General features: G+C 34.9%; 21 protein-coding genes. 13 read left to right on the top strand and 8 right to left on the bottom strand.

Translation table 11 applies throughout. The features are described from left to right. The first annotated feature begins 314 nt into the window (after positions 1 to 314). From sufC to J2Y60_RS09515, 6 genes are all read left to right on the top strand, one after another. Complete coding sequence (gene sufC, locus J2Y60_RS09490) at positions 315 to 1,091, top strand: Fe-S cluster assembly ATPase SufC (protein ID WP_309920269.1); 777 nt, start codon at positions 315 to 317, stop codon at positions 1,089 to 1,091. A gap of 61 nt (positions 1,092 to 1,152) precedes the next feature. Further along, complete coding sequence (gene sufD, locus J2Y60_RS09495; protein WP_309920266.1) at positions 1,153 to 2,469, top strand: Fe-S cluster assembly protein SufD; 1,317 nt, start codon at positions 1,153 to 1,155, stop codon at positions 2,467 to 2,469. 93 nt (positions 2,470 to 2,562) lie between these two features. Next, positions 2,563 to 3,795 (top strand): cysteine desulfurase, encoded by a 1,233-nt coding sequence (locus J2Y60_RS09500; RefSeq protein ID WP_309920263.1) that lies wholly within the window; start codon positions 2,563 to 2,565, stop codon positions 3,793 to 3,795. A 46-nt stretch (positions 3,796 to 3,841) separates the two neighbouring features. Further along, positions 3,842 to 4,261, top strand: a complete 420-nt coding sequence (locus tag J2Y60_RS09505) for a SufE family protein (RefSeq protein ID WP_309920260.1) — start codon at positions 3,842 to 3,844, stop codon at positions 4,259 to 4,261. 47 nt (positions 4,262 to 4,308) lie between these two features. Beyond that, entirely contained in the window at positions 4,309 to 4,620 is a 312-nt protein-coding gene (locus J2Y60_RS09510) for a DUF59 domain-containing protein (protein WP_309920258.1), read from the top strand. A 142-nt stretch (positions 4,621 to 4,762) separates the two neighbouring features. Beyond that, complete coding sequence (locus J2Y60_RS09515; protein WP_309920256.1) at positions 4,763 to 5,179, top strand: BrxA/BrxB family bacilliredoxin; 417 nt, start codon at positions 4,763 to 4,765, stop codon at positions 5,177 to 5,179. 69 nt (positions 5,180 to 5,248) lie between these two features. On the opposite strand, the gene J2Y60_RS09520 is transcribed toward J2Y60_RS09515, so the two are convergent. Both J2Y60_RS09520 and J2Y60_RS09525 read right to left on the bottom strand, forming a co-directional pair. Further along, positions 5,249 to 6,652: a tetratricopeptide repeat protein gene (locus J2Y60_RS09520; RefSeq protein ID WP_309994609.1), complete on the bottom strand. Its 1,404-nt coding sequence runs from the start codon at positions 6,650 to 6,652 to the stop codon at positions 5,249 to 5,251. A 257-nt stretch (positions 6,653 to 6,909) separates the two neighbouring features. Then, entirely contained in the window at positions 6,910 to 7,998 is a 1,089-nt protein-coding gene (locus J2Y60_RS09525) for an SDR family NAD(P)-dependent oxidoreductase (RefSeq protein ID WP_309994612.1), read from the bottom strand. A gap of 16 nt (positions 7,999 to 8,014) precedes the next feature. On the opposite strand from J2Y60_RS09525, the gene J2Y60_RS09530 reads away from it, so the two are divergent. The 5 genes from J2Y60_RS09530 to J2Y60_RS09550 all read left to right on the top strand — a co-directional run bounded on the left by J2Y60_RS09530 (position 8,015) and on the right by J2Y60_RS09550 (position 11,602). Further along, on the top strand, positions 8,015 to 8,956 hold the full coding sequence (locus J2Y60_RS09530; RefSeq protein ID WP_309920249.1) for a phosphatase: 942 nt from the start codon (positions 8,015 to 8,017) through the stop codon (positions 8,954 to 8,956). A 228-nt stretch (positions 8,957 to 9,184) separates the two neighbouring features. Further along, positions 9,185 to 9,904, top strand: a complete 720-nt coding sequence (locus J2Y60_RS09535; RefSeq protein WP_309920246.1) for a MotA/TolQ/ExbB proton channel family protein — start codon at positions 9,185 to 9,187, stop codon at positions 9,902 to 9,904. A gap of 54 nt (positions 9,905 to 9,958) precedes the next feature. Continuing rightward, a complete protein-coding gene (locus J2Y60_RS09540) occupies positions 9,959 to 10,357 on the top strand; it encodes a biopolymer transporter ExbD (protein ID WP_309920244.1) in 399 nt (132 codons plus the stop codon). Positions 10,358 to 10,440: 83 nt separating this feature from the next. Continuing rightward, positions 10,441 to 10,947, top strand: coding sequence for a YetF domain-containing protein (locus tag J2Y60_RS09545; protein WP_309920241.1), 507 nt, complete (start codon positions 10,441 to 10,443; stop codon positions 10,945 to 10,947). Continuing rightward, the gene (locus tag J2Y60_RS09550) at positions 10,940 to 11,602 is read left to right on the top strand and encodes an MgtC/SapB family protein (protein ID WP_309920238.1); all 663 of its coding nucleotides are present in this window, start codon (positions 10,940 to 10,942) and stop codon (positions 11,600 to 11,602) included. The genes J2Y60_RS09545 and J2Y60_RS09550 overlap by 8 nt, the downstream gene beginning before the upstream one ends. A gap of 49 nt (positions 11,603 to 11,651) precedes the next feature. Here J2Y60_RS09550 and J2Y60_RS09555 read toward each other — a convergent pair whose 3' ends face one another. Then, positions 11,652 to 12,965, bottom strand: coding sequence for a gluconate:H+ symporter (locus J2Y60_RS09555; protein ID WP_309920235.1), 1,314 nt, complete (start codon positions 12,963 to 12,965; stop codon positions 11,652 to 11,654). A gap of 428 nt (positions 12,966 to 13,393) precedes the next feature. Between J2Y60_RS09555 and rpsU the strand changes: the two genes are divergently transcribed. Together rpsU and J2Y60_RS09565 are read left to right on the top strand one after the other, a co-directional pair. Further along, the gene (gene rpsU, locus J2Y60_RS09560) at positions 13,394 to 13,588 is read left to right on the top strand and encodes a 30S ribosomal protein S21 (protein WP_309920232.1); all 195 of its coding nucleotides are present in this window, start codon (positions 13,394 to 13,396) and stop codon (positions 13,586 to 13,588) included. Positions 13,589 to 13,803: 215 nt separating this feature from the next. Further along, complete coding sequence (locus tag J2Y60_RS09565) at positions 13,804 to 14,688, top strand: tyrosine-type recombinase/integrase (RefSeq protein WP_309920230.1); 885 nt, start codon at positions 13,804 to 13,806, stop codon at positions 14,686 to 14,688. A gap of 41 nt (positions 14,689 to 14,729) precedes the next feature. Here J2Y60_RS09565 and J2Y60_RS09570 read toward each other — a convergent pair whose 3' ends face one another. The 5 genes from J2Y60_RS09570 to J2Y60_RS09590 all read right to left on the bottom strand — a co-directional run bounded on the left by J2Y60_RS09570 (position 14,730) and on the right by J2Y60_RS09590 (position 20,234). Beyond that, positions 14,730 to 15,353, bottom strand: a complete 624-nt coding sequence (locus J2Y60_RS09570) for a Uma2 family endonuclease (protein ID WP_309920227.1) — start codon at positions 15,351 to 15,353, stop codon at positions 14,730 to 14,732. A 70-nt stretch (positions 15,354 to 15,423) separates the two neighbouring features. Then, positions 15,424 to 16,959, bottom strand: a complete 1,536-nt coding sequence (locus J2Y60_RS09575; protein ID WP_309920226.1) for a magnesium chelatase — start codon at positions 16,957 to 16,959, stop codon at positions 15,424 to 15,426. A gap of 30 nt (positions 16,960 to 16,989) precedes the next feature. Beyond that, positions 16,990 to 17,286: a hypothetical protein gene (locus J2Y60_RS09580; RefSeq protein WP_309920222.1), complete on the bottom strand. Its 297-nt coding sequence runs from the start codon at positions 17,284 to 17,286 to the stop codon at positions 16,990 to 16,992. A gap of 134 nt (positions 17,287 to 17,420) precedes the next feature. Beyond that, complete coding sequence (locus J2Y60_RS09585; RefSeq protein WP_309920219.1) at positions 17,421 to 18,539, bottom strand: VWA domain-containing protein; 1,119 nt, start codon at positions 18,537 to 18,539, stop codon at positions 17,421 to 17,423. Positions 18,540 to 18,722: 183 nt separating this feature from the next. Then, on the bottom strand, positions 18,723 to 20,234 hold the full coding sequence (locus J2Y60_RS09590; RefSeq protein ID WP_309920216.1) for a choice-of-anchor I family protein: 1,512 nt from the start codon (positions 20,232 to 20,234) through the stop codon (positions 18,723 to 18,725). Between the last annotated feature and the right edge of the window lie 28 nt (positions 20,235 to 20,262).

Genomic DNA, 20,262 nt, shown 5'->3' on the forward strand with positions numbered 1-20,262 from the left:
CATACCCTATTGAATTTAAACCCTGTTTTTAATGAATAATTTTTTTAGAAAATAATATGAGTTTTGAACAGTTCATCTTGATTTTAAACTTCATCTTGAGATTTTATTCTTAATAAAGGGCTAAAAATATAGTAATAAGCAAACTTTTTTCAATTACTTAGAGTTGTTCTAAATAAAGTGTAGTATTTAAAAAATACAATATTTAATTTTGTATCATGATTGGGAAAATTGTGTTTGATTTCTCCATTTGGGAATTATTAAACTAACTAAACAATTGTACCCCATAAATCAAGGTTTAGAAATTAATAGATAAAATGCTCAAAATAGACAATTTACAGGCAAAAATTGGGGAGAAGCAAATCCTCAGAGGAATTAATCTTGAAGTTAAAGCGGGTGAAGTACACGCAATCATGGGACCAAATGGTTCTGGTAAAAGTACTTTAGCTTCAGTATTAGCAGGACGCGAAGATTACGAAGTAACTGCTGGAAGTGTAGATTTTAACGGAACAGATTTATTAGAATTAGCAGCTGAAGAACGTGCAGCAGAAGGTGTTTTCTTAGCTTTCCAATATCCAGTTGAAATCCCTGGGGTTTCAACAACCAACTTTTTGAAAACGGCTGTTAACGAGATTCGTAAATATCGTGGTGAAGAACCAATGGATGCTGTGCAGTTTTTAAAGATGTTCAAACAGAAAATGGCTTATGTAAATATTGACCAATCTTTGTTGAACCGTGCTTTGAACGAAGGTTTTTCTGGTGGTGAGAAAAAGAAAAATGAAATTTTCCAAATGGCGGTACTTGAACCTAAATTAGCCATTTTGGATGAAACAGATTCAGGTCTTGATATTGATGCACTTCGTATCGTAGCTGAGGGAGTAAACAAATTGAAATCTCCGGACAATGCTGTGATTGTAGTGACTCACTATCAGCGTTTGTTAGATTATATCGTTCCTGATTTTGTTCACGTATTATACAAAGGACGTATCGTAAAATCTGGTACTAAAGAATTAGCTTTAGAATTAGAAGAAAGAGGTTACGACTGGATTAAGGCAGAAGTAGATGCTGAAGAATTGGGTGAAACAATCGCTTAATTGAATAGAGATTTTTATTGCGTATTGGGCAACTGATACTGCATCAATATCAATTATTAACATGGATAATAAAGATTCATTAAAGGCTCAATTGATTTCAGACTTTCAAGCCATTGAAGGACGCATGAACGGAGAAGCAAAATCTCCTGTTCATCAAGTTCGTAAAGAAGCCTTGAAAACGTTTGAAACCTTGGGTTTTCCGACGATAAAACACGAAGAATGGAAGTATTCTAATGTCAAAAACTTGATTAATCAAGCATTTGAATTTAATGCTCCTTCTGATTTTTCAGCACAAGATGTAGCGGATTCTTCTATTCCTAATCTTGAAGGTAATATACTTTACTTTGTAAATGGTGTTTACAATGCCGAGCTTTCTTCTATTGTAAGTCCAAGTTCAGAATTACAAATTTTAACTTTTGCAGATGCTGTTAAACAAGAGCCTGCATTAGTTGAACAGTATTTTAATAAATATTCTGATTCAGCAAGCAATGCTTTCACGGCATTGAATACTGCCTTTGCTCACAACGGAATTTTTGTGCATGTTCCTGCTAATAAAATAGTAGAACAACCAGTTATTTTAAGATTCATCGCTGATGCCCGTAATGTAAATGTAGCATCACAACCAAGAAATTTGATTGTTGTAGGCAAACGTTCACAAGTACAAATTGCAGAAGCTTATCGTTCATTGGGTGATAATTCTTCGTTTACCAATGCTGTAACTGAATTTGTGGTAGAAGAAGAAGCAAACGTTCACTACTACAAAGTTCAGAACGAATCTGATAAAGCTTATCACATTGGTACAACATCGGTACTTCAAGCTGGTAAATCAGTTTTTACTGCCAATACAGTAACTGCCAATGGTGGTTTTGTACGTAACAATTTGAATATCAAAATTGATGGTGAATACGCTGAAGCAAATATGTTTGGCTTATACATTCCAAACAAAAAACAGCATATTGATAATCATACTGTTGTAGACCACGCTAAGCCAAATTCAGAATCGCACGAGTTGTATAAAGGAATTTTGAAAGACAATTCAGTGGGAGTTTTCAATGGTAAAATTTTTGTTCGTCAGGACGCTCAGAAAACAAACGCTTTTCAATCTTGCAAAAACGTTTTGATGTCTGAAAATGCTTCGATGAATACTAAGCCACAATTGGAAATCTGGGCAGATGATGTAAAATGTTCACATGGTACTACTACTGGTCAATTGAATGAAGATGCTTTGTTTTATATGCAAGCACGTGGTATTTCAAAAGATTCAGCAAGAGCATTATTGATGTTAGCTTTTGCTCAGGAAGTGATTGATAAAATGCAAATTCCTGCGATTAAAGAATATTTACAGGAATTGATTATTGATAAGATTTATCAGGGATAATATACGCAGGAGAGTAGTGTTTTACCATAACCTTTGTTGAGGTAAAATGCTGGAAAGATGATTTGCTAAAGCAAAAAAAGCACCATTGAAACCATGATAACGACCGATATTTTAGATATACAAAAAATAAGAGCTGATTTCCCTATTCTTGAACAAGAAATTAATGGAAAGAAATTGGTTTATTTTGATAACGCCGCTACTACGCAAAAGCCAACAGCCGTTATTGATGCCATTGCTCATTATTATAATTTTGATAATGCCAATATTCACAGAGGGATTCACACATTAGCGGAAAGAGCCACGCGTGACTTTGAAGCTTCAAGAGAAGCCGTTCGTGAATTTTTGGGTGCGTCTTCTACGGAAGAAATTATCTTTACTTCAGGAACTACCCAAGGAATTAACTTGGTAGCAAGCACTTTCGGTAGGAAATTTATCAAAGAAGGCGATGAAATTATTGTGTCGGGCATGGAACACCATTCCAATATTGTGCCTTGGCAAATGCTTTGTGAAGAAAAAGGAATAACACTAAAAGTGATTCCTGTCACTGAACAAGGAGAATTGGATATGGAAGCGTATGAAAACTTACTTTCTGAGAAAGTAAAATTAGTAGCGGTAAACCATGTGTCTAATTCATTGGGAACAATCAATCCTGTAAAAGAAATTATTGCTTTAGCCCACGAATATGGTGCTAAAGTATTAATTGATGGCGCTCAGGCTACCTCACACTTTAACATAGATGTGCAGGATTTGGATGCTGATTTTTATGCGTTTTCTGCGCATAAATTATACGGTCCAACAGGTATGGGTGCTTTGTATGGCAAAAAAGAACTCTTGAATGCTATGCCTCCATACATGGGTGGTGGTGAAATGATTAAGGATGTTACCTTCGAGAAAACCACTTATAACGAATTGCCTTATAAGTTTGAAGCTGGTACGCCTAATATTGCGGATGTAGTAGCGCTAAAAACAGCGTTAGAATATGCTGATGCACTTGGAAGAGAGAATATCGCAGCACATGAAGATATGCTGTTGAGCTATGCAACTGAGCAATTATCTGAGATTGAAGGATTGAGAATTATCGGTCAAGCTAAGAAAAAAGTGTCTGTATTGAGCTTTGTGATTGATGGAATACATCACCAAGATATTGGCGTATTGCTTGATAACCAAGGAATAGCCGTAAGAACGGGGCATCACTGTACACAGCCTTTGATGCAAAGATTTAATTTACTTGGAACTTCAAGAGCCTCTTTTGCGGTTTATAACACGATAGAGGAGATTGATAGATTAGTGGCAGGTATTCATCGAGTAAAGAAAATGTTATTATAATTTGTAAATGGGCATCAACTTGTTTACAAATTATTCAAAATAATTTATGACTATCAACGAAACACAAGACGAAATCATTGATGAGTTTGCACTTTTTGACGATTGGGCAGATAAATACGAATACATCATTGATTTGGGTAAAAAGTTAAAAGGTTTACCAGAAGAGCAAAAAACAGAAGATAATATCATCAAGGGTTGCCAAAGTAGAGTTTGGCTGAATGCTAAATTTGAAGATAATAAATTATTGTTTGAAGCAGATTCTGAAGCAATCATCGTAAAAGGTTTGGTGAATATGTTAATCAGAGTATTATCTGGTCATACTCCCGAAGAAATTACTGCTGCTGACTTGTATTTTATTGATAAAATTGGAATGACTTCGCATTTAGCTCAAACCCGTTCAAATGGGTTGGCTTCAATGGTAAAGCAAATGAAAAATTATGCTATTGCTTACGGGTTGAAGGCTTAGTTTTTCAGAAAATAAATAGTAAGAATTCATAATCATTGATAGAAATCATGTCGGAAGTAGATTTAAAAGAAGAGGTAATCAGAGCATTAAAGGGCGTATATGACCCAGAAATTCCTGTGGATGTATATGAACTAGGATTGATTTACGATATTAAAATTTTTCCAGTAAACAATATTTACATTTTGATGACTTTAACATCACCTTCATGCCCATCGGCTGAGGCTATTCCTGTTGAAATCGAGCAGAAAATTCGTGAGATTGAAGGTGTAACAGATGTAAGTGTTGAATTAACTTTTGATCCACCGTATTCACAAGACATGATGTCTGAGTCGGCCAAATTGGAACTCGGTTTTATGTAATTGTGTTTTTAATCAGATTGCCGCACTAATGATTGCGTGTCATTAGGTATATTTTTTATTACAAGACAAAATCATATTTGAAGTGTTTCTTTGAAGGACAATTTTCAAATTGACTATTTTTCAAATTTTCAAACTTTATATTATGTACCCAGAACATTTAGTAGCTCCAATGCGTGCTGACATCGTAGAAGGAGGATTTACAGAATTAAAATCAGCTACAGAAGTTGATCAAGTATTGGCTGAAAAAGGAACAACGTTGGTATTTATCAACTCTGTTTGTGGTTGTTCAGCTCGTACTGCTCGTCCAGGTGTAAAAGAAGCTGTTTGGAACTCTGCTAAAAAACCAGAACATTTAGTGACAGTTTTTGCAGGTGTTGACCAAGAAGCGACTCAAAAAGTTCGTGAATATCATTTACCTTATCCACCATCTTCTCCATCAGTAGCATTGTTTAAAGATGGTGAATTGGTTCATTTTGTAGAACGTCACCACATCGAAGGTCGTTCGGCTGAAATGATTGCAGGACATTTGGAAATGGTTTTTGACGAATTCTGTGCATAGTATCAAATACTTTCCAACAAAAAAGCAGGCTTTCAATTATTGAAAGCCTGCTTTTTTGTAATTAGCCTTTTATTTTTTGTACTGTTCAATAATCCTGAATATTGTTTTTTGCGTTTCTAAGCTTTTGAAATATTCAAACATTAATTCATGTCCTTCATAGCTAAGCACCAAAGCTGTTTCTAAATAATTAAAGGCTTCTTGATATTTTCCTGCTTTAATTAAATAAATGGATGCTCTATAATACAATTCAGCTTCTTCGGGCATAATATCAATAGCAGATACCATTAATTCAGCCGCTAAATCAAAATCACCTTGTTCATGAACGAGTGCCGACCATTTAATCCATGCTTCTGGATTAATAGGCTCTAATTCAGCTGATTTTTGATAGGCTTCCATGCCAGAAGTTATATTCCCTAAGTTTGTTTCAGCATCAGCCAAAGCTAACCAGTAATAAGCATTTTGATCATCAAGGCTCAATGCTTTTTTGATAAAATGAATAGCCTCTATCCATCTTTTCATTTCGCACAAACAAATGCCTACGCCAAAATAACCGTCATCCCATTCAGCATCAAGTTGAATAGCATATTTGTAATAGTGGATGGCTTCTGAAAATCGTTCCTGACGTTCGATACTAGCCCCTAAACAACAATACACTTCGGGACTGATGTCTTCGTGTTCCAAACAATAACGATAATTCTCTTCCGCTTTTTGCCAATTGCTCAAATTCATGTACGAATTTCCTAGATTGAAATAAGCAGATGAAAATTTGTCATTAATGGCAATAGCATATTCATAAGCATCGGCAGCCTCTTCAAACTTTGCAAGTTTAGAATAAGCGATTCCGATATTGTACCAAGCATTTTCAGAGAATGGGTCAGTATCAATAAACTGCTGATAGTAAGGCAGAGATTCTTCCAATTTACCAATCTCGTCCAAACTGTTGGCTAGTTCATATAGCGCATTTTCATTCTTGATGTTGGCTTCAATCGCTTGTTTAAAAGCGGCCACAGCATTGTGGTGTTTACCCCAGCTTTGATAAGCCAAACCGATATGGAAATATACTTCGTCACGCTCTTCGGCAATGTCCAAAATCTCTGTTAAGAGTTCTATGGCAGTTTGGTAATCACCTTTCAGGTTATAAATAGTACTCTTCAGGTAAATGGTATCGCTATCCGAAGGATTGAAAATCTCAGCTTGCGTTACTACTTCCAAGGCCTCATCATGCTTGCCTTGGTTGGCTAGTAGTTCTGCCTTACAGAGCATCAATTCTAAAGAATATGGATATTGTTCAAGGGCAATGTCACAGGCTTGCATGGCATCTTCTATCTTACCTTCTTCCATATAATGCTCAACGATTTGCTCGTAAGTATCAAGGTCAAAGAAAGAATTCTCCCTACGTTTGAGCATAGACTCAAAACGCCTCACTGAATGCAGTGTCTCTTCTTGGCGGTCTTCAAAATCTTGTTCCATCATTTGATTGCAGGGGGTGAGGTGATGTTTATCAGTGGCTGGAAAAATATTTATCAACATTATTGATAAATGTTTTAGGTTATGCCAAACTCTCTTTATTGCTAAGATAATAAAAAAACTTTTAATTTACCAAAATTGGAATAGTAACATTCATCTTAGTTTCTATATTTAACTAACATATATCATAGGATAATTTTAGCTTTTTATGAAACATTTTTACGATACTTTCTAGCATTGTTACTACACTATTAATTTAAAAACTATTTAGTATTATCTATGTATTTAGCTTTTAAAACAAAACAAATACGGTTTAAGGTTTCATCCAAGTCCTTGAATTTCAAACCTAATTGGTTTTTTACTTTATCATTGGCATAATAAAAGTGATGACTTGATGTCAAAACCGTTTCTTTGGTAATTAACGGAGCCTTTCCTGTGAAATAACTTCTTACTGCTTCTACCCGCCAAATAATAGCAGTTAAAAATTTACTTATTAACTTTCTAGGAGGCTTTTTATTGAGTAAGGTGGCTACTTTTTCAAAGAAATCTTTGTAAGAAACATAACCACTATTTAAAATAAACCTTTCTCCAGAAACATCTGAAGTCATTAACTGAAAAATACTCTCGGTTACATCTACGATATCTACGTAATTTAGGGTGCCTTTAGGATAGAAAGAGTGTTCTTCATTCGCATATTTGAATAATTGAGTACTACTCTTACCCCAGTCGGCTTCTCCTAAAATCAATGAAGGATTTACAATCACTGATGCCAAACCTTCCGAAAAGCCTCGCCAGACTTCCATTTCAGCCAAGTATTTAGATTTAGCATAATTAGAATTCAACGGACTTTCTTCCCAAGTTGCTTTTTCATCAATCGTAATGATAGACTCATGCTTGGCTTCAATAGGAATTTTTCTGCCTATAGCCGCTACTGAACTAACGAAACATATTTTTTCTACACCATGCGAAATACAACTATTCACAATATTGGCTGTACCTTCAATGTTGGTTTTAAACATAATGTCGCGGTCTTTGGGTGCAAAAGATACAATTGCCGCAGCATGTACAACCAAATCAACCTCCCTCATTAATTCATCTAAAAACATTACATCCAAAATATCACCATCTTTCCAAGTGATTTCAGAAGCTATTTCTTTGATGAGTGATAAGTCGCTTGTACTTCTTTTTAAGCCAATTACTTGATAGCCAGCCTTTAAGAATCGCTTAGCTACAAAACTACCCACCAAGCCAGTAATGCCAGTGATTAGGATATTTTTAGGTTCTTGAATCACAATAATTTTAACATAAAAACATTCATGTACATTTGTGTTACAAAGGTAAATCCAAATCATCAGAATCAATTACAAAGTGATAAAGAAAGCGTTTATAGATTTAGGGACAAATACTTTTCAGCTACTGATTGTAGCCCAAGAAGGCAGTTCATACCAAAAGATACATGAGGATAGTTATGCCGCCAAAATTGGATTAGGAGGGATTTCATCGGGAGTAATTACGCCAGAAGGTATACAAAGAGCCATTGTAGCATTAAAGTACTTTCAAGAAAAACTAACTCATGAAGAAGTAGCTACTGAAAATATTTTTGCTACTGCCACTAGCGCTGTTCGTAATGCAAGGAATGGAGAAGAATTTTGTAATGAAATATTTACAGAAACTGGCATCAGCATCAATGTGATTTCTGGTGAAGAAGAGGCCGCATTGATTTATGAAGGCGTAAAGTTAGGGACACAGATTGGAAAAGAAACGTCGTTGATTATTGATATTGGTGGAGGTTCGGTTGAATTTATCATCTGTAATCATGATAGAGTTTTTTGGAAACAAAGTTTTGAAATAGGCGGACAAAGATTGATGGATAAGTTTTTTCATTCAGACCCTATCACACCGCGTTCAGTACAATTATTGAAGCAATATTTAGAAGAAAAATTGCTACCATTAACTAATGCTGTGCATCAATACGCACCAATTTGTGTCATTGGTTCAGCTGGTTCGTTCGAAACCCTCGTTGATTTATATTTCATGAAGAACTTTGGATATTTGCCACCCACAGAACAGGTTTCTTTTGACTTGCCCATTGCCGAATTTTATGATTCATTTTTGAAAATAGTTTCGGCTAATCATGATGAAAGAATGGCGCTGGCTGGAATGATAGAACTTCGGGTAGATATGATTGTAGTAGCAGTTTGTTTGATAGAGTTTGTATTAAAACGTTATGATATTCATCAAATAAAAGTATCGAACTTTGCGTTAAAGGAGGGAATACTGAGCAAACAGCTTGCACTTCACTCATTTTAAAGAAAAAAACAGACCTATATACCTGCTAAAATACAGTTGTATAATGTTTTAATACTCAGAATTTTAAGGTTTTATAAGCTATTGAATAACCAATAATTTTCAGATAAGGCATATCACATAAGTCATTTTTTTTCGTTAAACTTGTTAAAAATTAATTAATCTCCAACATTTTTTTTCAACGATTCAAGCTCAAATTTTAAACTTGACTCTTCGTAATCCGTAAAAGCTATGCAGATCTTTCTAAGTATCCTATTACAAACTAACGTTATTTCTCCAGACTCTGTAACTACTTCGCTTGCTAATGGAGCGACAAAAGCTGACCAAGAAATGAATATTTTGAACCTCTTGGAAAAAGGAGGTTGGGTAATGATTCCAATTTTTATATTGTTTGCTATTGCCTTATTTTTATTCTTGGAAAGATATTTTTATATCCGTAAAACTGCCAAACTTGATAATAACTTTTTGTTTTCAATCCGTGAAATGTTGTATGTAGGCAATGTACAAGGGGCTATTGCTTATTGTAAAAACTCACAATTCCCGATTGCAAGACTATTAGAAAAAGGATTGAACCGTTTAGGGTCGCCTATTCGTGATATAGAAACAGCCATCGAAAATACGGCAAGAGTAGAGATTTATAACATGGAAAAAAACCTTGGTTTTCTTTCAGCCATTGCTAAAATTGCTCCTATGTTTGGTTTCTTGGGTACTGTTTCAGGGATGATTCGTACTTTCCATAATATTTCAGTAGCCAACAAAATTGATATTAGCACGATTGCAAGTGGTATTTACGAGAAAATGGTTACTTCGGCTACAGGTTTGATGGTGGGTATTATTGCTTACTTTTTCTATACCATTCTTACTACGATGATTGATCGTGCTGTGAATAAAATGGAAGTTACTGCGATTGATTTCTTAGACATTTTGCATAAACCAGCATCAACTAAATAATTTTTAATGGCTGATTGCAAAAATTAAGCATTCATTCTTCATTGTTGAAAATATATGAATATAAGAAAACGTACTCGTGAACAATCTGAAGTAGAAACTGGCGCATTAGCAGATATACTTTTTTTCTTGATGATGTTCTTCTTGATGATTTCAACCTTGGCTAGTCCAGATGCCATCAAGTTGTTATTACCAGAATCGTCAACAGCCCAACAAACGGCAACGAAAGAAAATATCAGATTGACAGTTGATGAAAACAACAATTATTTTGTAGATGATAATCCAGTTCCTTTTGAAGAATTGGAAACATACCTTGGTGATGAAGCCAAAAAGAAAGGCTCTGAAACCGTAATTTTGAGAATAGCCAAAGATAGAACAGTTCAGGATTTGACAAAAATTCATGATATTGTAGCTCGATTAAACCTTGGAATGGTAATGGCAACCGATAAGTTATAAATAAGCCAGTTTATTAAAGGACATTTATTGTACTAGATGATATTAATTAAAGGCTCAAAGCTGATGGCTTGCCGTATTTCACAATGAATTTTCTTATTATTTCTTTAAAATCAATAGCCGTTTACGTATTTATCGTAGCGGCTATTCGTTTGTTTGGCAAAAAAGAACTTTCTCAATTATCTGTAATTGATTTAGTCTTTATCTTGCTAATTTCTAATGCCGTTCAAAATGCGATGGTCGGAGACGATACCTCGCTTTTAGGAGGCTTTGCCGCCGCAGGCAGTTTGTTTGTCATGAACTTTGTCTTGAAAAAGGTAATGTTCAAACACGAGTCTATTAGCAAATTAATTCAAGGTGAACCCCTCATGTTGGTTTATCAAGGGGAAATAAAAGAGAAAGCCTTAGAAAAATCTGGATTAACTTTGGACGAACTTCATGCCGCTATTCGTGAACACGGCGTTGAAAAAGTAGAAAAAGTAGATTTAGCGATTTTAGAAGTAGATGGTAATATTAGTGTGTTATCAAACGACTATAAACACCGTACTTCTAAAAAGAGAAAAGCACATAAAATGTTATCTAAAAATGGATGATATAGAAATTCTATTCCAACATATTTTTTATAATGATGATTTCATCAAAATATTAGCATCTACAGGTGTAGGGGCTTTGATTGGTCTTGAACGAGAATATAGAAGTAAATCAGCGGGTTTACGAACTTTTACCTTGATTTCGGTAGGTTGTACCATTTATACAATTTTATCAGAGAAAATGGGTGTCAATACTTCTCCAGACCGTATTGCTGCCAATGTGGTAACTGGTATAGGTTTTTTGGGAGCGGGCGTGATTTTCAAAATGGATGACCGAGTAAAAGGGCTTACTACCGCGACAATTATTTGGGTGACAGCCTCTTTAGGAATGGCTATTGGCGACGGACATATCCTGTTGTCTTTCTTAGGAACGAGTGTGGTATATGTAGTACTTGGACTTTTCGTGAAGTTAGAAGTTATCATGGAAAGATATGGTCGCACGCATGCTTATCGAATCATTTGCGATTATACCCCTGATGCTTTTATTAAATTAGAAGCTATTTTTGAAGACTGTGACCTGATTGCTAAAAGAGAAAAACAAATTATCCGAAACAATATTTTAGTTAGTAATTGGTCTGTTAGAGGGCGTTCCACTAAGCATGCTAAGTTGGTAAAGAGGTTGATGGCAGATGCTTCAATTAAAGAATTAGAATTTTAATTTTACTGGTATTAGCAATGTTTTATTGCTAATACCAGTATGGAAATTATTAGATAACAGCATTCAGAATTAATACACCAGCCAAGCCTACAACGGCAACAATACTTTCCATCATCGACCAAGACTTAATTGTATTTTTGATACTCAAATTAAAATATTCTTTAAATAACCAGAAGCCTGGGTCATTTACGTGCGAGAACATTAAACTACCAACACCAATTGATAATACCATTAGATTAGGGTTTACACCAGATTGAGCCACCAATGGTGCCATAATCCCAGCAGTTGTTAGTCCCGCTACAGTTGCGGAACCCAAACAAACCCTAATGATAGCTGCTACTAACCAACCTAAAATCAATGGGTTTAAAGGTAATGTTTTTAGAATAATGGCAATTTCATTACTTACCCCGCCATCTATCAAAATTTGCTTTAAAGCACCAGCCCCACCAATAATCAAGACAATCATCGATACATCTTTTACAGCTTCGGTGTAGATAGACATAATAGTCTTCATAGAAGTCCCCATGTTTCTACCCAAAGTAAAAGTGGCTACAATTACCGAAATAAGCATGACGATAGAAGGGTCGGCAATGAATACGCCGAATGATTTCATTGATTCACTTCCTTTCCAGAAGGTAGACAACAATGTTGTAGAGGCTAATAAGATTACAGGTAAAAGTGACGTTAAAAAGCTATTTAAAGTACTAGGTAATTGGTCTTCCGGAAGGGTTTTGCTTTGGAAAGTCTCTAAAGGTGTTGAAGGGATTTTTTTCAATGTCAAAGAGAAAATAGGCCCCGCAATGATAATCGTTGGAATAGCGATGATGATACCGTAAACCAATGTAAGTCCCATATCAGCATTAAACTGAGCAACCAAGGCAGCAGGAGAGGGGTGGGGAGGTAAAAAACCATGAGCAACCGATAAAGAAGCCAGCATTGGTAAACCAATATATACGGCAGGTAACTTATATTGATTAACTACTGAAAAAATTAATGGTATCATCAATACGAAACCTACATTATAAAATAATGGAATCCCGATAATGAAACCAGTACACACCAACCCCCATTGAATATATTTTCTGCCGAAAATTTTCATCATTACAGAAGCAATTTTCTGGGCTGCGCCACTTTCAGCAACAATTTTTCCTAACATTGCCCCTAAAGCAATGACGATAATCAAAGAGCCTAGCATATCGCCCACACCTTTTTGCAAAGATTTCCCGATACTGCTTAGTGGAATGCCAGTTGTGATACCTGCAACGATAGAAACAATTAAGAAAGCGAGAAAGGGATTGAGTTTTCCCCAAGTAATGAGAAGTACCAAAAGACCGATACACAAGAAAATAATAAATAATGTCATAGTTTGATTAATTGGATAAGATAAATAATAAGATAAACCTAACCATTTGCCATGTATGGTTTATCCTTTTTTGAGATAAATTTTTTAAAATCAGTATTTGGTTATATTCTCACTTAGAAAATTAAAACTAAGACTCTTTTTTCCTTAAACGCCCTATGTAAGTAGGCTAAAACATTTTCATCAAAAGGATATTTATGGTTTTCTATACTTAGTATTTTAAAGATATAACCTTTATGAATCAGGTAAATATAATTAAAACAAAATAATCAATTGTGAAAATTTGAAGATTGAGTAGTATTTTGAGTACAAAATGAGTATTCAACTATTCGTCAATCAGGCAATTATTGCTTAAATAACTTGACATTTAAAGAAGTAAGTTTTATCTTTGCACCTCTATTACAAAAAAAGATTTTAAACAAACAAATAATATGCTGATTATCAATATTAAAGAAAACGAGTCAATCGACAAAGCGTTAAAAAGATTCAAGAAAAAATTTGAAAAAACTGGCGTTGTAAAGCAACTTCGTAAACGTGCGGCATTCGAAAAACCATCAGTTGGTCGTCGTACCGAAATCATTCGTGCTTCATACAAACAAAGAATGTACGGTAACGAAGAAGCATAGTTCATAGATTGATTTATTTCCAAATAACAGAAGTATTTTGTTATCAATTTAATCGTGAATTAAGCCGATAACCGTCAGCATTATAAAAAAGCGTCTGAATAAACAATGTTTGTTCAGACGCTTTTGTTTTTAGACTAGCTTTGTTGTAAATTATTCACTCAAAGCGATTACTAACAAAGGATTGTTGTTAAATCTATTAACCTCCAAGAAAATCGATGCCAGAAATTATAGATTTTTTCATTAAATACATTCAGTTTGAAAAACGCAGTAGCGAACATACAGTTACGGCTTACCGAACAGATATGAAGCAGTTTACTGAATATTTAAGTAAATCTTATGATTTTCAACATCCTCAATTGGCAGATTTTCAGATGATTCGTTCGTGGATAGTTTCATTGGCGGAGGCTAAAGTAGAGAATCGTTCAATCAATAGAAAGATAGCTACGCTCAGAACCTTCTACAAATTTCTTTTGCAGAAGAAAATCATTGAAAAAGACCCGATGTTTAAGGTTTCAGCTATGAAAACCCAGAAAACAATTCCTTCTTTTGTCCGTGAAACAGAATTAGATACGCTATTGGATGATGTGGAATTTACAGAAGATTTTGCTGGTGTACGTGATAAACTCGTTTTAGAGCTACTGTATGGAACAGGAATGCGTTTGTCAGAAATGATAGATTTAAAAGAGCGAGATATTGATTTCTATAACCGAACCCTAACAGTATTGGGAAAACGGAATAAGCAAAGGATAATACCGATTAATCAGCAATTGGTATCATTAATACAAGCTTATCAATCGTATAAAAATTCGGAATGTTTAGGCAATGATTTTTTGATTGTGACCGACAAGGGGGAACAGAGTTATCCCGTGATGATTCAACGGATTACTAAAAAGTATTTATCATTAGTAACAACACTTGCTAAGAAATCACCACACATTTTACGACATTCTTATGCTACACACCTGTTGAATAATGGTGCCGATTTGAATGCAATCAAGGATTTATTGGGTCATTCATCGCTTTCAGCTACACAAGTTTATACACATAATTCAATGGAGAAAATCAAGAAGATTTATGAACAGGCACATCCAAAGGCATAATGGAGGGATTAGATAATAAGTGATTAGTAAAAATCAATCTTTTATACTGTTACCCCTTGTTCTTTAAGGTAATTTCCGATATTAAAAAGGTGTCCATCCAATAATTCAACATCTTTATTCCAGTCTCTAACAATCCAATCTTCATCTTTGGTAGCAATAACTACTTTCTGGGTTTTGGTAAAAATCCAAATTACTTTTTCTGTTCCGAATGCTAAGAGTTTATTGGTTTTGGTAAAAGTATAATCAAAATCTTTCTCATCAGAAAGATCAATTCTGATGTCAACTTCAATCGCAATTTTAGGAGGAACATCAATATAATGATTATTGATTTTAGTAGGAGGAAGGTTTTTCTTTTCAATGATATAAATATCACCCGATAAATTAGTCTTGTGTTCTATATGAGTACCAATCTCATTTGTAAGAAAATAATATTGATTTAAACTGATATTTCTGTAAAGGATTCCCAGTAAATATTGGATTATAAATGATTGTAAACCACTCGTTCCCATAATATCTTCAATTTTTTTCTTTTTGGATAGAACTTCTTTATAACCTTTATAATACAGCTTTCGTCCGTCTATAATTTCATAAACGAGAGCGTCTGGAATCTCTTTGGGCTTGCGTACGCGCGCTATTTTCTGAGGTATTTTATCTGCTATGACCATAAATAGCAATTTGTTTAGCTAATGCAAGATAAAAAGACTTGGCAATTTTGCCAAGTCTTTTTAACGTTACTTACTTATAATCTTCTTCGTCATCATCAAATTTGAATTTGTCCAAATCGAACAGTGAATCTGTCAAATCTTTAAATTGAAGCCCTTTTTCAAGATTCTTTTTAGAGATAATAGAAAATTCAGATAGTCCGTGTAGTACAAATTCCATCATGAACAGCTTTTCTCTGCCTTGCATGGCTGGATAAACTTTTTCGATGAGTTCATCCAAGCCCTCTATCGTGCGCAAACGTGCTGAATAGTCTTTGTCAGAACAATCATTTAAAATATCCATGACATTGCCATCCATAAACCAATCAATAATTGGTTTATAAGGGTTTTTGCCAGCTTTATCCTTAGCAGCTTTCTTGATTTTCTCAGGGTCTGGGAAGAAATTCAAAAATTGTGCTCTAATGGCTTTCCCAATCAGGTTTTGTGCTACAATTACTGGGCCTTCTACTTCGCCTTCATATACCAATTCTACTTTGCCACAAACTGCTGGAATAACACCAACCAAATCGGCTACACGTACATACGTTTTGTCTTCATCATTCAATAATGCACGTCTTTCAGCAGCAGAAATCAAGTTTTCATAAGCAGAAATAGTCATACGTGCTGAAACCCCAGATTTAGCATCAACAAATTCAGATGAACGCGCTTCAATAGCAATTTGCTCAATCAAATCGTCCATGATATGGTTGGTCGTTACTAATTCTTCTTGCTCGCCTTTTAATTTTGCTTCTTGTAACGTAATCTTTTTCCCAATTTCCAATGTTTTTGGATAATGGGTAACAATCTGAGAGTCAATACGGTCTTTCAGTGGCGTTACAATTGAACCACGATTAGTATAGTCTTCTGGATTGGCCGTGAATACAAATTGCAAATCAAGCGGTAAACGAATCTTGAAACCACGAATTTGAATATCGCCTTCTTGTAAAATATTGAAAAGTGATACCTGAATACGCGCTTGTAAATCAGGCAATTCGTTAATTACAAAAATACAACGGTGCGAGCGTGGAATTAGCCCAAAATGAACTACTCTTTCATCCGAATAAGGCAAACGCAATGTTGCAGCCTTAATTGGGTCGGCATCTCCAATCAAATCGGCCACCGATACATCTGGCGTAGCTAATTTTTCAGTATAACGGTCACTTCTGTGCATCCAAGTAACAGGCGTTAAATCACCGTGTTCTTCGATTAAATCTTTCGCAAAACGCGAAAGAGGCTGTAAAGGGTCGTCATTCAGTTCTGAACCTTTTACTACAGGAATGTATTCGTCTAATAAATTTACCATCAATCTGGCAATACGTGTTTTGGCTTGTCCACGTAAACCCAACAAATTAATATGGTGTTGCGAAAGTATTGCTCTTTCAATATCAGGAATCACGGTGTCTTCATAGCCCCAAATTCCTTCAAAAACATTCTCTTTATTTTTAATTTTAACGATTAAGTTATCCCTTAATTCATCCTTTATTGATTTTGGTTGGTAGCCTGATGCTTTTAATTGACCGAGTGTGTGAATATTTAACAGTTCTGTTGAATCGATTGTTTTGTATGACATTATGCTGTTGTATCTTATGAAAAATGAGATTTATTTTAAGTGAGAGAGGTTCTTTTTATTTAAAATTGCTGAACCATAACTGCGATTAGCAATAAAACCTAGAACATCTCTATTTTGTATATTTTGTCCTTTCAATTTCAATTTAATTACTTCCGAATATGCTTCTGCATAAGTCTCGTCATCATAGGATTTTACTACAGACGATTCTCTTGAAAATGCCTCTCCTTGTGCTCTATATGGCAAAATTTTAGCTTTTGCCTCATGGTCTATGCATTGAAGATACGATTCGTGCTTTTCAGCGGCTATATAAATTGGTTTTAAATTCATGATTTCTGAAATTTTGGGGTTTAAGGACGTGTTAGTGATTTGAAAATTTGAAGATGTGTTAATTTGAAAACATTTCTCTTCCAAACTAATTAACAACAAATCTCAAAGCTTACCGCTCAAAGCTAATAGCTAAATTACCTCACATCTTTCTTTCTGTTTTTTTCATAATCTTCAAAAATAAACTCTCCGAGTCCTTTTAATGAAGAATAATATGCTCGTCCGTTATTAATCTTAGTGAATTCTTGTACAAATTCCTTTAGATATTGGTCACGAGCAATCATAAAAGTTGTTACTGGAATTTTTAAACGACGACACTGCGCCGCTAAGGTTAACGTTTTGTTTAGTATTTTTTTATCTAAGCCAAATGAATTTTTATAATAACGAATCCCTTCTTTTAAGCAAGTAGGTTTGCCGTCGGTTATCATAAAAATTTGTTTGTTTTTATTCTTTCTTCTTCTCAATAAATCCATGGCTAGTTCTAACCCTGCCACAGTATTAGTATGATATGGACCAACTTCTAAATAAGGTAAATCTCTTACTTGAATCTGCCAAGCATCGTTCCCAAAAACAATAACATCCAAAGTGTCTTTTGGATATTTTGTCATAATCAACTCCGCCATTGCCATCGCAACTTTTTTAGCAGGAGTAATTCTATCTTCGCCATACAAAATCATCGAGTGTGAAATGTCAATCATCAAAACGGTAGAAGTCTGGGCTTTATATTCCTTATCAACGATTTCTAGGTCGTTTTCAGTCAACATAAAATTTTCTACACCATTATTGATTTGTGCATTTCTGATAGATTCCGTCATTGCGATTTGGTCCATCGCATCTCCAAATTGAAACTCTCGGCGGTCGGTATTGTTTTCGTCTCCAGTGCCTTGATAGGGCGTTCTATGGTTCCCGTTTGAGCCTGTTTTCTTTAATTTACCAAAAATTTCATCCAACGACTGCTTTCTGATACTTTGCTCACCTTTTGAAGTAAGGATTGGTTCTTCCTCACCTTCTTCATTTTTTTCTTCTTTGATATAGCCCTTTGATTTCAAGTCATCAATAAAATCGGCTATTCCGTATGAATTATCAGTAAGGTTATATTGTTTATCTAACGAAGTCAACCATGTTAAAGCCTCTGAAACATTGCCGGCAGTCATGGTAACTAGTTGATTAAAAATGTCTAAGAGCTGGTCGAATTTGGCTTTTTTGCCGTCTTCGGCTTCCTGAGGAATATATTCTGAAAAACGATAGCCAATCATATTTAAGTTGGAATTGATGAAAATTGAGTGCTATTTTTTTTGCACAGTATAAATATAAAACAAAAACTTTATCGAATGGGTTTAATTATGGGCGATATTAATTACAATAAATAAAAAAAACCATACTTTTAGCCTTAACTAAACGTATGGTTTTAATAAAAAATATTTAGAGACTCAGTAAAATTATAGGGTATTTGGCTTATAAACCTTGATTACACCATCGTTTTCGCTACTAACTACTAGCAAACTTTTTTGGGTAGGGCTATTTTTCGCAGGAATAAATAATACGCCCTCTGGAGCATCTCCGCATTTCAAAATTTGTAAAAATATAGGGCTTGTCGGGATTGTTACATCATAAACTGCTACCGCATCAACACGTTCCATGCCAATAAAGGCTACTTTTTTGTTACCAACAGTGCCTACTGTAATGCCCTCTGGTTCTACAGATTTATCGTCACTTCTTGTATCATCATAAAGATTAGGGACAGCAATTACTTTGGTATCAAGCTCATTTTTGCTATCAAATACCAATGCTCCGTCATTACCATTCCAAACACTGAAGGAACGAGCGCCTAAAGAATAAAGAAAATCATAGTCGCCATCGCCATCTGTATCACCTAAAGTAGTTGTTACGTTTAATCTACCTGCTTTTTCAGCCTTAATAAGGTCAGCGGCATTTGGGAAAGCAGTAGCATCCAATTTCAAAGCACTTACTCTTTTGATTTCAGAAAAAGCATCATATTCTCTAGCATCACCTTCGTTAGCAGTAAATAAATAAGGAATACCTGCATGTTGCATAAAAGCGATAGCATCAGGTTGATACATTCCTTTAATGTTAGTCCATTTGCTAAGTGCGATAACATTATCTTTATCACTAATATCAACAGCATTCGCATCCACACCATAATCTTTGAAACCTAAAGGAAGAATAGCCGTAATCGTTTTAGTTTCAAGATTCAATTTTGCGATAGCATTATTTTCTTGAAGCGTCACCCACGCAGTTTTTGAATCATCAGCTACTGCGATATATTCAGGTTCGATGTCTTTCGCAAAAGTAGCATTTAAGCCAAATATTCTAAGTCCTTTAGCCATTAAAGCTGTTTGCTGACTTGCAAAACCAGAAAAATCTAACGTTGTTACCGAATAATTATCATTTACTGAAATAATTGAAATAGAACCAACAGGGTCATTTTTATAAGTAGCATCTGGTTCTCCTTCGTTGGCCGTCAGAATCAAGTTCCCATCTGGTGAATAAGTAATCATATCAGGCAAAGCACCTACCGTAATTACTTTTACTTCCTTGTAGTCAGCTGTATTAAATACTGCTACTTTACCATTTTCTTGCTTATTCAGTGATTCAATCGCTGCTGCTAATTTACCGTTTGAAACCGCAACACTATTTACTGCTCCACCATACGGTGCCATGCTAATCGAACTGATGACTTTCATGTTGGTTGGGTCAGCAAAATCAATTACATCGATTTTATTGACTGTGCCATTATTCACCACAAATAAACGTTTGGTTTGAGGGTCATAGGCCGAAATCTCTGCTGCACCAACATCACCAATATCAATGCTTCCTATTTCTGCAAAAGTAGCAGCATCTTCATTTACAAAAAACTCTGCTTCATCTTTATTGCAACTTATTAATAGGGTTGTTAGTAAGAGGGAAAGGGATAGGAATGTTCTTTTCATTTCTTTTTTTTCTGCAAAACTAGGTTCG

Source organism: Arcicella sp. BE140 (assembly GCF_031456255.1).
GTDB classification, from domain to species: Bacteria; Bacteroidota; Bacteroidia; order Cytophagales; family Spirosomataceae; genus Arcicella; species Arcicella aquatica.